This is a genomic window from Marinobacter daepoensis DSM 16072 (assembly GCF_000421165.1).
GTDB lineage: Bacteria > Pseudomonadota > Gammaproteobacteria > Pseudomonadales > Oleiphilaceae > Marinobacter > Marinobacter daepoensis.
The window spans coordinates 287,529-301,242 of the sequence record NZ_ATWI01000010.1 but is presented as its reverse complement, the minus strand read 5'-3'; the positions used below and the strand labels follow the sequence as shown (position 1 = coordinate 301,242).

At 57.7% G+C, this 13,714-nt stretch carries 15 protein-coding genes; 2 read left to right on the top strand and 13 right to left on the bottom strand.

Annotated elements, in window-relative coordinates:
• Window positions 1-10 precede the first annotated feature (10 nt).
• Entirely contained in the window at window positions 11-424 is a 414-nt protein-coding gene (locus K325_RS0111270; RefSeq protein ID WP_029654371.1) for a c-type cytochrome, read from the bottom strand.
• Between the two features lie 196 nt (window positions 425-620).
• Here K325_RS0111270 and K325_RS0111260 point away from each other — a divergent pair, with 196 nt between their 5' ends.
• Window positions 621-962, top strand: a complete 342-nt coding sequence (locus K325_RS0111260; protein WP_029654370.1) for a hypothetical protein — start codon at window positions 621-623, stop codon at window positions 960-962.
• Between the two features lie 9 nt (window positions 963-971).
• On the top strand, window positions 972-2,066 hold the full coding sequence (locus tag K325_RS0111255) for a phospholipase A (protein WP_029654369.1): 1,095 nt from the start codon (window positions 972-974) through the stop codon (window positions 2,064-2,066).
• Between the two features lie 52 nt (window positions 2,067-2,118).
• Here the strand turns inward: K325_RS0111255 and K325_RS0111250 are convergent, their stop codons facing one another.
• The 12 genes from K325_RS0111250 to K325_RS0111195 form a co-directional block, all read right to left on the bottom strand.
• Complete coding sequence (locus K325_RS0111250; RefSeq protein WP_029654368.1) at window positions 2,119-3,471, bottom strand: phosphohexomutase domain-containing protein; 1,353 nt, start codon at window positions 3,469-3,471, stop codon at window positions 2,119-2,121.
• 169 nt (window positions 3,472-3,640) lie between these two features.
• On the bottom strand, window positions 3,641-4,117 hold the full coding sequence (gene bfr, locus K325_RS0111245) for a bacterioferritin (protein ID WP_029654367.1): 477 nt from the start codon (window positions 4,115-4,117) through the stop codon (window positions 3,641-3,643).
• A 120-nt stretch (window positions 4,118-4,237) separates the two neighbouring features.
• On the bottom strand, window positions 4,238-4,444 hold the full coding sequence (locus K325_RS0111240) for a bacterioferritin-associated ferredoxin (protein WP_029654366.1): 207 nt from the start codon (window positions 4,442-4,444) through the stop codon (window positions 4,238-4,240).
• A gap of 99 nt (window positions 4,445-4,543) precedes the next feature.
• A complete protein-coding gene (pepQ, locus tag K325_RS0111235; protein ID WP_029654365.1) occupies window positions 4,544-5,833 on the bottom strand; it encodes a Xaa-Pro dipeptidase in 1,290 nt (429 codons plus the stop codon).
• Window position 5,834: 1 nt separating this feature from the next.
• Complete coding sequence (locus K325_RS0111230) at window positions 5,835-6,740, bottom strand: LysR family transcriptional regulator (protein WP_029654364.1); 906 nt, start codon at window positions 6,738-6,740, stop codon at window positions 5,835-5,837.
• 75 nt (window positions 6,741-6,815) lie between these two features.
• Complete coding sequence (locus K325_RS0111225) at window positions 6,816-7,826, bottom strand: ABC transporter ATP-binding protein (RefSeq protein WP_029654363.1); 1,011 nt, start codon at window positions 7,824-7,826, stop codon at window positions 6,816-6,818.
• The gene (locus tag K325_RS0111220) at window positions 7,823-8,821 is read right to left on the bottom strand and encodes an ABC transporter ATP-binding protein (RefSeq protein WP_029654362.1); all 999 of its coding nucleotides are present in this window, start codon (window positions 8,819-8,821) and stop codon (window positions 7,823-7,825) included. Before K325_RS0111220 ends, K325_RS0111225 begins: the two co-directional genes overlap by 4 nt.
• A gap of 4 nt (window positions 8,822-8,825) precedes the next feature.
• On the bottom strand, window positions 8,826-9,758 hold the full coding sequence (locus tag K325_RS0111215; RefSeq protein ID WP_029654361.1) for an ABC transporter permease: 933 nt from the start codon (window positions 9,756-9,758) through the stop codon (window positions 8,826-8,828).
• Window positions 9,755-10,804: an ABC transporter permease gene (locus K325_RS0111210; protein ID WP_029654360.1), complete on the bottom strand. Its 1,050-nt coding sequence runs from the start codon at window positions 10,802-10,804 to the stop codon at window positions 9,755-9,757. Before K325_RS0111210 ends, K325_RS0111215 begins: the two co-directional genes overlap by 4 nt.
• Before the next feature lie 79 nt (window positions 10,805-10,883).
• The gene (locus tag K325_RS0111205) at window positions 10,884-12,446 is read right to left on the bottom strand and encodes an ABC transporter substrate-binding protein (RefSeq protein WP_029654359.1); all 1,563 of its coding nucleotides are present in this window, start codon (window positions 12,444-12,446) and stop codon (window positions 10,884-10,886) included.
• Between the two features lie 157 nt (window positions 12,447-12,603).
• Window positions 12,604-13,326, bottom strand: coding sequence for an LrgB family protein (locus tag K325_RS0111200; protein ID WP_029654358.1), 723 nt, complete (start codon window positions 13,324-13,326; stop codon window positions 12,604-12,606).
• The gene (locus K325_RS0111195; protein WP_029654357.1) at window positions 13,319-13,684 is read right to left on the bottom strand and encodes a CidA/LrgA family protein; all 366 of its coding nucleotides are present in this window, start codon (window positions 13,682-13,684) and stop codon (window positions 13,319-13,321) included. Before K325_RS0111195 ends, K325_RS0111200 begins: the two co-directional genes overlap by 8 nt.
• Window positions 13,685-13,714: the final 30 nt, after the last annotated feature.

Genomic DNA, 13,714 nt, shown 5'->3' with positions numbered 1-13,714 from the left:
AAGCAGGGAGTTACTTACTCTGCTCAACCATGTGCTCAACCGCTGCGGTGATTTCCTCATCCGGACAGTTAGCACAGCCACCCTTGGGAGGCATGGCGTTAAAGCCATTGATCGCATGGTTGATCAGGGTATCCATGCCTTTGTCGAGGCGTGGAGCCCAGGCCGCCGTATCGCCGATCACCGGGGCGCCGGCCGCGCCAGTGGTATGACACGCCATACAGACAGCGTCATACACTTCGCTGCCGGAACGCGGGCCCGCGTTGGCGACCGGAGCGGGAGCCGCTGCCTCACCACACTCCTCACCCTGCAGACACACCTCGCCCACCGGCTGGATGCGCTCGCGGATTTCGTCTTCAACACTTGCCACTGCGGCGCCGGCGGCCAGGCCAAAACCGAGCAGAACAACAGCCAGGACTCTCTTCATCTTCACAATGCACCTCGCATTTGAGCGTTATAATCTTTCGGTCGCCGCATTATAGCGATTGAGCCCAAGCAAAAAAACCAGAGAGCAAAAACAGAAATTGATTTCAACCATTTTAATGACAGTTTCGTAGGTTGTAGCTCCTTTGCCATGGATTCCGGTTACCATAGCGTTCATTCATCCAAACCCCGAGCCACTTATGAACCACTCACAGGAAACAGCCCCGGACAAACGCCGAAAAACATTGTTGATTCTGGAGTTTTCCAGCCTGGCGGTTCTACTGGCGTCTATGGCCTGGTTCAGCAATCAGGCGACGGAAGCTGACCCGCTGTCCGCCGCCTGGCTGTTGATTCCCGCCATCGCCAGCCTGGGCGTCTTCCTGAGTTTTATCGGCCTGATGTACCTGAGGTGGGTTGCCTCGGCCAGCGACCAGCGCCGGAATCGCCACAGAGTCATTTTCGCCCTGCTGACCCTGACCCTGCTCGGAGTCTGGATCTATGGCATTGCCAACACCTGGATAAGCCTGAGCACCGGCCAATAAGGAGTTTCCATGAACACTTGCGCCAAGCTGCTGCTGATCTGCCTCGGCACGACAAACCTGGCCTGGGCTCAGGATGTCCGGGAGCCCCCTTCAATTAACTGCGCCCTGATCAAAGACGGCGTGCGCAGGCTGGCCTGTTACGATGCCCAGCACAACCCGAAAACCGAACGTGACAAAGCCAGCGCAGAGCAACTCGAATCCGCTGAGGCCGACGCCGAGAAGCTCGTCGCCGACAAGAAAACCCGTGAAAGAATCGTGGGCAACGCCCTGGAGGATGACCCGGGCACCGGGGTGATGGCCTCTCTGGTCGACAATTATCTCTCCGCCGAACGGGCTATTTTTTCGTTCACAGGCAGCTTTGTGACCCATCGCCCGAACTACATTCTGCCCATTACCTGGGTGGACCATCCCAATACCCGCCCGGTCAGCCCGCGGCTGGGTGCCACAGACTATGATTATCAGCTTGAGAACGAGGAAGCGAAATACCAGATCAGCTTCAAGGTACCTTTGTTAACAGGCATTTTCGATGACCGGACCACGTTCTGGTTCGGATACACCCAGAACTCTTTCTGGCAGATTTATAACCAGGATGAATCCGCCCCCTTCCGGGAAACCAACTACGAACCTGAGCTGTTTTTCCTGCATTCACTGAACTGGGATCTCGGCCCTGGCACCCTGAGCGCGGTTTCGATTGGCTTCAATCATCAATCCAACGGCCAGTCCGACCCCCGGTCCCGTAGCTGGAACCGGATTACCGGAACCGCCGCCTACAGTTACGACCGCTGGCTGTTCATGGTGCAACCCTGGTACCGGATTCCCGAGGACAGCAGCAATGACGACAACGCTGATATCGAGCGCTACCTCGGCCACGCCAATTACCATGCGGTTTACAAATTGACAGAGGACCGCACGTTTTCCCTCAAGCTGATGAACAACCTTCGGTCGGACAACCGGACGTCGGTGGAGTTCGGATACAGTTTTCCGATGGGGGATACGCTGAAGGGCTTCTTTCAGTATTACAACGGGTATGGCGAGAGCCTGATTGACTATAACGAACGGATTGAACGGGTCGGGTTTGGCATTATGCTGAACGACTGGCTGTAGGCACCGGAGCAGGGCCAGGGTAAGGTTCCCTGGCCTTCTCACGGACAGACCGTTAACCGTTCAGCCTTTCCATTTCCGCCAGCAGCTCATCCGTTTTCGCCTGCATCAACGCTTTGTCTCCGCGAGACTCAACGTTCAGCCGAACCACCGGTTCGGTGTTAGACATGCGCAGGTTGAAACGCCAGTCGTCGAACTCCACACTCACGCCATCCACGTGGCTGACCGCTTTGGCGCCGACGCTGTACCTGGCTTCGATGGCCCCGATGACACTGGGGGGATCGCTGATGGTGCGGTTGATTTCGCCGCTTGCCGGATAGGCTTCGATGCGGGCGTCAATCAGGGATGACAGTGTCTGGCCACTCTGACACAGGCGTTCGGCCACCAAAAGCCAGGGGATCATGCCGCTGTCACAGTAGGCGAAGTCCCGGAAGTAGTGGTGGGCACTCATTTCGCCACCGTAGACAGCATCTTCGTCGCGCATCCGTTGCTTGATGAAGGCGTGGCCGGTTTTGCTTTCGATGGCCTCACCGCCTGCCTCTTTGACGAGGTCGAGGGTGTTCCAGGTCAGCCGGGGATCGTGGATGACTTTGCCGCCGCCCGTCTTGCGCAGGAACTGGTCTGCCAGCAGCCCCACAATGTAGTAGCCCTCAATAAACCGGCCATTCTCGTCGAAGAAGAAGCAGCGATCGTAGTCTCCATCCCAGGCGATGCCCATTGCGGCACCGTTCCGGGTCACAGCGTCCGCCGTCACGGAGCGGTTCTCAGGGAGGATCGGGTTGGGAACACCATTTGGAAAGTGACCGTCGGCTTCATGGTGCACTTTGACGAAATCAAACGGCAGGTGCTGTTCCAGTTGATCAATCACCAGGCCAGCCCCACCGTTCCCGGCATTGCAGACGATGGTCATGGGCTTGAGGCTGCCCCCATCAATGTAGCCCAGCAGATGATCGACATAGGCACTCATGACTTCCAGCGTTTCGTAGCGCCCTTGCACCGGCGCATCGGTAAAGGATTCCAGAACCCGGTCACGGATGTCGTTCAGCCCGTTATCGGAACTGATCGGGCGGGACTCGGGGCCCACCATTTTCATGCCGTTATGGTCTTTGGGGTTGTGGCTGGCCGTTACCATGATGCCACCGTCCATCTGGTAATGGCTGGTGGCAAAATACACCTGTTCGGTTCCGCACAGCCCGATATCAAAAACATCCGCCCCCGCCGCCATCAACCCGGAACTCAATGCCTCAGCAATGTCGGGGCTGGACAGACGAATGTCGTAGCCGACGATGATTTTTTTCGCACCAGTCACTTCCACATAGGCCCGACCGATTTTTTCCGCCAGGATGGGGTTAAGCTGGTCAGGCACTCGGCCACGAAGGTCGTAGGCTTTGAAACAAGACAGGTCCATTGCAGTCTCCGGAATGATACGTAAACAGGATTAAGGCCGGATATTCTGGCCGACACAGGCTGCATTCTACCTGTTTTGGGAGGTAAGCGGGGATTGTCCGGGGTGGAAATCGCCGGATTTTTTCAGAGGCTCCGGCCCGCTCATCAAGGGCCGGAAGACAAGCGAGCGCTTACTCGGCTGCGGACGACTGAAGCTGAATGTAGTTCTGGATGCCCATCTGGGAAATCATTTCCAGCTGCGTCTCCAGCCAGTCGATATGCTCTTCTTCACTGTCCAGTATGCTTCGGAACAGTTCACGGCTGGTAAAGTCCTGAACCTGTTCACAGTAAATAATCGCTTCCTTCAGGTCGGTATGCGCCGTGTGCTCCAGCTTCAGGTCACACTCGATCATTTCCTGAACGTTTTCACCAATCAACAGCTTGTTCAGGTCCTGCAGGTTGGGCAGGCCTTCCAGAAACAGAATACGCTCGATCAACTGATCGGCGTGTTTCATTTCGTCAATGGATTCTTCGTATTCCTTGGCCGCCAGCTTGGTGATGCCCCAATCCTTGTACATCCTGGAATGCAGGAAATACTGGTTGATGGCCGTCAGCTCGTTGGCAAGAACCTTGTTCAGATACTGGATGACTTTTTTATCGCCTTTCATAACCGAATTCCTTGTATCGCGGATGCGTTAGCGTCCAAGGATAGTCGGTTTTCGAGCGATAAAAAATCACCGATGGGAAGGAGGTGCAATTGCAATATCCGGACAGGCTTACGCAGTCCTTCAGGCTGGCTGCGCAAGCATATCGGCAAGTGCCAGGTAATCCGGTGTCCGGTACTCTTTCAGGATTTCACGAGCTGTGCAGGCGCAGCGGCCACACTGCCGCCCCACCCCCAACTCTTTACCAAGCTGGCGCATGGAGCTGACACCCCCCTCAGCAGCTTCGCGGATTTCTCTGTCTGTAACCCCGTAACACAGGCAAACGTACATAGGACGCTCTCACTAACAGCACTAAAGTTAGTGATAATTATTGTCATTAGCAAAAAGGATTGCAACCCTTTTGCAGTCGATTCTTATAGCAGAAAGTGACTATGCCAGCTCCCGGGTCAGATTGCGGGCGCCAGACGCCGTTACCGCCACATTATCCTCAATCCGGATACCACCACAGCCTTTCAGATCGTTGATCAGGTCTTCCGCCAGATACCGGCGCTGCGGACCGGCCAGCATCGGGCCAAGCAACGACGGGATGAAGTAGAGCCCCGGCTCGATGGTAACTACCATTCCCTCCTCAAGGGTGCGGGTAAGGCGCAGGAATGGCGCGTCTTCCGGGGGCGGCGTCGGCTTTCCGGCAACGTCGTGAACCTGAATGCCCAGGAAATGCCCGATGCCATGCGGGAAAAACGCCCGGGTAATGCCCTGCGCCACCATGGCGTCATCGCTCAACCCGGTCACGAGGCCCGAGGCCGATAGCAACGCGGCAATGCCCTGATGGGTTTTGCGGTGAATCTCAACATAATCCATCCCGGGCACCACCATCTCACACAGGCGCAGTTGCAGCTGTTCAAGACCATGCACGAGGGCGGCGAACCGAGGCTCACCCGGCGCGACAACCGTACGGGTGATGTCCGAGCAATAACCCCGGTATCGCACACCGGCATCGATCAACAGGCTGCGGTGCTGACGGGGCACCTGGCCTTCATAATACTGGTAGTGCAATGTTCCCGCGTGTTCGTTCAGCCCAATGATGCTGTGGTAAGGCGCCAGAGCTTCTCGCTGGCCGGTGGCCTGCTGGTACGCGAGGCTGATACCGAACTCACTGCCGCCTGCCAGAAAGGCCTCTCTGGCCGCCTTGTGGCCTTTCAGGGCAACCCGGTTGGCATGCGCCAGACACTCTATTTCATAACAGGTTTTGTGAACGCGGGTTTCCTCGGTCGCTGCCACCAACGCTGACGGGTTGTGATCCCCGGGCACCCCCTCCAGCACCTGCGGGTCACCCAGTACCGCCAGCCGGCCGGTGTTTGCCAGCTCCGGGGCCCCGGCCTGTTGCCGACTGCGTACCTCCATCGCCTCCTGCCATGGCTCCGCCGGCAGATCAGGGCTGGCATGCCAGAAGTCGACCGGCTGGAACAGCCAGAGTACCGGCTTATGGCCCGGCCGGATCAGCAACCAACTGTGTTCCTGCCCGGCCAGGCCGGTCCAGTGCAGAAATGGACCAAAGCCCTGAAAAACGTAGGTCTGGTCATCCCGGTACCGATACGGCGCCGCGCCTGAAGCAATCAACACACTGTCGTACCCATGATCCGCGAGCGCGCGCTCATACCGGCGTTGCAGCTCCTGAATGTGGGCCGACTGCAGCGTAAGAAGTTCGTGTTCAGACATATCAGGGTTCCAGTTGTTTCCAGAGATTCAGAATATCGTCCGAGCGGGCATCCCGCAGGCGGATCAGGCGGATTTCCAGTGGCACATCCCAGTCTTCGCTGGCCGCTCGCGCCAGCCGGCCAAACTGTTCACTTTTTTCGGTCATTCGTTTGGGCAGCCAGCCCATGCCAAAGCCCTGCTTAACCAGCGCTTTGATGCTGGCCGACTGAGTATTTTCGTTCAGAGGCAACAGGTGGCCGGACAACTTGTGCCTTCGAAGATGTCCTTCAATGGCCGACTGCAGAAATCCCCGGCTGTGATAGGCAATAAGCGGGACCGGCTGTTCCACACTTCCCGGCAGCTGGTAACGGGCCTTCCCCTGATCGTCGGCAATGCTGACAGGAACCAGAGCCTCCCTGCCAATGGCCTGCCACATATATTTATCGCGGGTGAGCCGCTCGCCCCAGGGCAGATCCGGGTGCCAGTAACACAGCACCAGATCGCAATCGCCACATTCCAGCGCATCCAGAAACTGTTCACCCACCCAGTTGGTGGCCGTCAGGTTGAGCTGCAGACGCCCGGCAACCCCCATCTCCGTTGCCCAGCCTTGATAGAAATGCGAAAACAGTCCCTGTGTAGAGCCCACACTGATTCGTGCCGAGGCTTCCGCATCCTGTGCAGCAATACGGTCACGGGTGTCGCGCACATCCCGGGTGATGCGCTCACACAGTTCCTGAAAAATCTCCCCGGCAGGGGTCAGAGACAGCGGCAATGTCTGTCGATTGATCAGCGTGGTCCCCATGGACTCTTCCAACAGCTTGATGCGCCGGCTGAAGGTTGGCTGACTCACGTGCTGCTGCTCTGCCGCTCGTGAAAAATGGCGCGTACGGGCAAGGGCCAGAAAATCTTCCAGCCAGCGTATCTCCATGAGTTCCTCTGAAGCTAGGCGGTGACAACAACCGATACGGTCATGCCGGCATGATAGCCCATACCGGCCATGACCCTACAAACGCTGTTCTTCAACCGCATGACAGGCAACCTGGGCCCCACCATCAGTGGCGATCAGCATAGGCACCTCCTGACGACAGCGTTCATTAGCGTAGGGGCACCGGCCATGGAAAACACATCCCGACGGCAGGTTGACGGGTGTTGGCACTTCCCCCTGCAGGCGTATGTGATTGGGGCGATCATCTTCAAGTTTCGGAATCGCTGACAACAAAGCCTGAGTGTACGGATGACGGGGAGTGGCAAACAGCGTTCTGGTGTCCGCCAGCTCGCATACCCGGCCAAGGTACATGACCGCTACCCGTGTCCCGAAATGCTCCACCACTGCCAGATCATGCGTGATGAACAGGTAGGTCAGCCCCCGGCTTTCCCGGGCATCCATCAGCAGGTTCAGCACCTGAGCCTGTATGGATACATCCAGAGCAGAGATCGGTTCATCGGCAACGATAAACTCAGGATCTACCGCCAGAGCCCTGGCAATCGCAATCCGCTGCCGCTGCCCCCCCGAGAATTCGTGCCCGAACCGGCTGCCCCAGTCTGGATCGATGCCAACGGAGTGCATCACTTCATGGATTTTGTCCCGGACAGCCTGAGCAGTCCAGTCCGGGTGATGGAATCGGATCGGCTCTTCCAGAGTCTGCTGTATGGTCATTCTGGGGTTCAGAGAGGCATAGGGGTTCTGGAAGATCATCTGCATCTTGCGCCGATACGGCAGTGCCGCCTTGCCATCAAGATGATCGATGCGCTGGCCGCCATAGTGGATCTCTCCGGCGCTGGGGGAAATCAGCCCCATCACGGTGCGGGCCACGGTGGATTTACCGCAGCCGGACTCCCCCACCACACACAGGGCTTCGCCCTTCTGCACCTCCAGGTTCACACCGTTGATGGCGTGCACCGCTTCCTGTTTGCGGCGTAAACGCCCACCTTCAAACCGGAGCTGTTCAAGGAAGCTGCCGGACAGGTCAAAACGTTTTTCCAGACCGCGGATACTTACCAGAGGGGAGGTCATGATTCGGCCTCCTGCATGCGTTTCTCCTGCTCAATCAAGTTAGCCACTTCGTAACAGGCGACATCAACGTTGCCGGAACGCACATACTCCGGCATGGCGCGCTTGCACTGGTCGGTGGCGAAGTTGCAGCGGGGGTGGAACGGGCAACCGGATGGCACATTCTTGAGTGATGGCATGGCACCGGGGATCTGAAACAACCGGGCACCGGGCTCGCCCATTTGAGGCAGGGCGTTGATCAGCCCCTGAGTGTATGGGTGCTGGGCGTCGTTGATAATTTCGCGGGTCGGCCCCTGTTCAATGATCCGGCCAGAGTACATCACCAGCATACGCCGGGTGACCTGGGACACCACGCCCAGATCGTGGGTGATCAGCATCAGTGCCACGTTTTCCTGCTCGCACAGGTTCAGCAACAGATCCATAATCTCCGCCTGAATGGTTACATCCAGAGCCGTCGTGGGCTCATCGGCAATGATGATCTCCGGGTCCAACAGCAGGGCGATGGCGATAATGACCCGTTGCCGCATCCCCCCGGAGAGCTCATGAGGGTACTGATCCAGCCGTTTTTCCGGCGATGGAATCTGAACCTTCTTCAGCCGGTCCAGCGCAATGGCCCGGGCCTCTTTCCTGCTGATTTTCCGGTGTGCCTGAATCGCCTCCACCATCTGGGTGCCGATTGTGAGCACGGGGTTCAGGGTCATCATCGGGTCCTGGAAAATCATGGCGATGCGATTACCTCGGATTTTCCGAAGTTCCCGTTCGCTCATGGCCGCCAGATCCCTGCCCTCAAACAGAATCTGCCCGCCGGCAATGTAACCCGGCCTGGCAATCAGGTTCAGGATGGAAAACGCCGCCACGGACTTGCCGGCCCCGGATTCCCCCACCAGGCCCAGCCGTTCTCCTTTATCGAGACTGAAGCTGATGCCTCGCAAAGCTGTCAGATCGCCACCGCGTACCGCGAAACGGACATCCAGGTTTTTTACTTCCAACAGTGCCATGGTGTTACCCCTTGTACAGCCGTGGGTTCATCACATCCCGCAACCAGTCACCCAACAGGTTGATGACCAGCACGAGCACCACCAGCACCAGGCCAGGGATGAGCGTGATCCACCAGGAGCCGCTCTGGATGTAGTCAAAGCCAGACTTGATCAGTGACCCCAGCGAAGGCTGAGTTTCCGGCATGCCGAGCCCGAGGAACGACAGAGCCGCTTCCGAGATGATGGCGTTGGCGATCTGCACCGTCGCAATTACGAAAATCGGCGACAGGGTGTTCGGCAAAATATGCCGGAACATGATGCGCGGTGTGCCAAATCCCATCACCTTGGCCGCATCCACATACTCTTTCTTCTTCTCCGCCAGCACCGACGCCCGAACGGTGCGGGCAATCTGCGGCCACTCCGCCACACCGATGATGAAGATCAGCATGTAGATGGCAATCTCACCAAACATCAGGTTGCCGAAACTGGCTTTGAATACGGCCCCGACAATGATGGCCACCATGAGGGTAGAGAACGACAGCTGCACGTCGGCAACACGCATCAGGATGGCGTCGACCTTGCCTCCCAGGTAGCCCGCCAGCAGGCCGAACAGGATACCCAGCGCCGCCTGCAGAATCACCGCGCCAAAGCCAATCATCAGCGAGACCCGCGTGCCGTACAGGATGGTCGACAGCAGATCCCGACCCTGGGCGTCTGTGCCCAGTGGGAAGGCGGGATCGGCACCATCCAGGCCCACCGGAGGAAGCTCGGAATTCATGATATTGATCTGAGCCAGATCATAAGGGTCGGCCGGTGCCAGCAACGGCGCAAACACCGCCGCCAGCACCATGGACAGCAATACCAGAAAGCTGGCGATGGCCACCTTGTCGCGTTTGAAGCTGTACCAGAAAAAGGACTCGCGGAAGCGGTCCCAGCGGGAAACCGTTGCCGTTGTCATGCTTTCTTACCTGTCAGTTTAACGGTGGGGTTGACCAGTCCGTAGATCAGGTCCACCAGAGTGTTGGTCACCACAAAGATCAGGCCCACTACCATCAGGTAAGCCACAATCAGGGGAATATCGCTGCGGGTGATCGCCTCCAGGAACATCAGTCCCAACCCCGGCCACTGAAACACCGTTTCGGTCAGGATGGTGTAAGCCACCATGATGCCCAGTTGCACGCCACCCACGGTGATCACCGGCAGCATGGTGTTCTTGAGCGCATGAAGAAAGTTGATGCGGCCGGCACCGAGCCCTTTGGCCCGGGCATAACGGATGTAATCGCTTTGCAGCACTTCCATCATCTCCGCCCGGATCAGCCGGATAAACAATGGCAGCATAATGGAAGCCAGCGACACGCAGGGCAGCACCAGGTGCGCCAGCCCTTCCCCGGTAAACAGCCCAGACTCCCAGGTGCCAAACAGGTGCACCAGATCATCGCCGCGACCATAAGACGGCAGCCCGCCTTCGGTGGTAAAGAACTCATTCAGCCACTGGCCCCAACCGGTATCCGCTGGAAACCAGTTGACGGTAACGCCAATGGAGAACAGCTGAATCAGAACAATCGCGGTGAGGAACACCGGGATGGAAATACCGACCGTACTCACCCCCATGAAAAACTTTGACAGCCAGGCCTGGGGCCGAATGGCGGCATACACACCAATCGGTACCGACAGAACGATGATAATCAGACTGGCGCCGATCACCAGCTCCAGCGTGGCAGGCAAATGCTCGGCAATCACTTCCAGCGCGGGTTTGCTGTAGAAATAGGAATTGCCGAGATCTCCCTGAATCGCGCTACCCGCAAACCGCAGATACTGCACGACGAAGGAATCGTTCAGCCCCAACTCCTCACGAATGGCTTCCCGTTCCTCACTAGAAACGGACATGCCCACCATTTCCTGAAGTGGGTCCCCCAGGCCATCCTGAATGGCAAAGGCGATGACACTGATCACAAACATGACGAGTAACGCCTGGGATACCCGCTGGACCAAAAACGCTAGCATGAAGGAATTACCGTTAGTGAATACTTATCAGCCTCTCCTCCCTTGACGGAAGAGAGGCTACCGGAACAGGACCAGCACCTTATTCGACGACCAGGTCGCCCAGATACGGGAAGTTCATGACATTGAGCACCGGCTCGATATTCACGCCCTTCTTCGCCGCCCACGCCAGGTCCTGCCAGTGCAGAGGAAGGAACGCAGCGTCGTCATACAGCCGCTGTTCCACGTCCTGAAGCATTGCAGCCCGCTTGTCCAGATCGGTCTCTACGTTGGCTTTTTCCACCAGCGCATCAATTTCCGGGTTGCAGTAGTTACCCGCGTTGTATTGTCCGGCCCCCGAATCGGCATCCGGACAGAAGGTCAGGAACTCGTAAAAGTTGGCGGAATCCTCAGTATCTGCATGCCAGCCGATCAGCATCATGTCCGCCGCCCGGTTGTCATATTCTGGCCAGAACTGAGCCTTCGGCAGGGTTTTCAGGTCTACCTTGATGTTGATGCGCGCCAGCATTGCGGCGGCGGCCTGCGCGATCTTGTCGTCGTTCACGTAGCGGTTATTGGGCGCCATCATGGTGATGGTGAACCCGTCCTCGTAGCCGGCCTCTTTCATCAGTTTTTTGGCCTTTTCCACGTCAAAACGGGGCTTCAGGTTTTCGTTGTGGCCCTGGTAACCCGCCGGCGACATCTGCGCCGCCGGTGTGGCAAACCCCTTCATGATCTTGGCCGCAATGCCTTCCTGATTAATGGCGTAGGCGATAGCCTGACGCACCTTCGGGTTCTTGAACGCTTCAACCCGCTCCTGGTTCATATGGAACAGGATGATACGGGTACCACTCATGGTGACCAGCTCACTGTTGCGATCCCGTTTGATTCGGTCCAGATCGTTCGGCGGCACCGGGGCAATGAAATCGACCCCACCAGACAGCAGCGCCGAAACCCGGGTGGCATTTTCCTTGATGGGGGTCAGCACGATCTTGCCCACATTACCCGGTGAGTCTATATCCCAATAGTCGGCGAAGCGCTCAAACTCCACCCGGACGCCTTGCTTGCGCTCCGTCACCGTATAGGGGCCTGTGCCGGACAGATTATCAGAGGCAAAGGAACTGCCATGCTTGAGGATCGCCCCCTTGTCTTTGCCGTCTTCGGTCTGGCCACTGTAGAACTTGCTGTCCAGCGGGAAGATATAGGTGGCCGTATTCAGCAGCAACGGATAAGGCTCGCTGGTCACCAGGTCAAAGGTGTACTCGTCAATCACATCAACCCGGCTGAACGGCTTGAAGATGGCTTTGAAATCCTGGCTCTGCTTGAGACGATCAAAGGTGAACTCAACGTCCGCAGAAGTGAACTCATTACCGGAATGAAACTTCACGCCCTTCCGAAGACGGAAGCGCATGGTGTTATCGTCAACACGCTCCCAGCTCTCCGCCAGCCGTGGCTCAAAGCCAAGGTCTTTGGTCCACCGCAACAGAGGATCGAACGACATGTGGGACAACTGCATAATGCCGCCCGACAACTGCTCATGGATGTCGAGGGTAACGGGATCGGCGTCGTACGCCACTTTCAGGTTCTTTGTCGCATCGGCCGCCACAGCCACCGGCGTAGACGCCAGCGCCATGGAGCCAACAAAAGCTGCCAGTAATTTTTTCATCGTGTTTTCCGTCGCTGTTTTAAGAATTTTCACGGAACATCGGCGCAGGACGGCACCGATTGTCTGGCAAACACGCTAGTCTCGGAAAACCCTTACGGCAATCGAAATTGCGACACGACGTTATTCGTAAGTTGCATGACCCAATAACGACGCGGCGTCAGAACGGAAAAACAAACGGCAGGAACAACGCCGTGAACACACCGGTCAGCCCCATACCCAGCGACGCAAAGGCCCCGGCGATCGGGCTGATCTCAAACGCCCGGGCTGTTCCGATGGCGTGCCCGTTCAGACCCAGCGCAAAACCCACAATCCGGTCATCCGTGATGTTCATCCGCCGGGCTCCCCAGTCAACGAACACCGAGGCCAGAACACCGGTGATCAACAGACCGCCCAGCGTCAAAGCGACGGAGCCGCCGAGTTGCTCGGCAATCCCCATGGCGATGGGCGCGGTGACCGATTTGGGCGCCAGCGAGGCCAGTATGGAGAGCGGCGCCTCCATCAACCAGGCAATGCCAACGGCATAGACAGCCGCCAGGCTCGCGGCCAGCGGCAAAGTACACAAAATCGGCTTCCAGAGCGCCCGGATATGATGCATTTGCTGGTACAGCGGCACTCCCAGGGCAACGGTTGTCGGCCCCAACAACACCGTTAACCAGGTGGCCCCTTCCTGGTAGGTCTGGTAGCCAATACCACTCACCGCCACCGCGGCGGCCAGAATCAGGGCCGCCAGCAACACCGGCGGCATCCACAACGGCCGCCCAAAGCGCACAAACAACCAGTTCCCCACCATAAAGGCAGCCAGCGTCAGGGCAATGGACAACATGGGCCCGGCAGTCCAGAGCTGGAATACGCGGTTCAGGTTCTCTCCATAGTCAGTCATGGCTGGCGCTCTCCACCGTCGCACCCGCGGAGCGTTTCATCAGCCAGAGCGTGGTAAAAGAACTCAACAGGGTCCCCACCACCAACGCCACCGCGATCGTCATCCAGTGGCCTGAGAATTGATCTGCGATGAAGAACACACCAACCACCCCAGGCGAGATCAGGAGCACAAGCACCGAGATCAGCCCGCGACTGGCTTCTGCCAGCTCATCACTGATCCGCCCCCGCACCATCAGGGTTGCCGTTACCATGACCATGCCCAGAACCCCGCCGCTGATCGGCAAGCCGATCAAAACGCGCGCCGCCTCACCCAGCATGAAAAATACAATCAGAACCAGAAAACCCCGCAACAACACCATGTCGCTATGCCCTGCCTGCTTCAATATGCT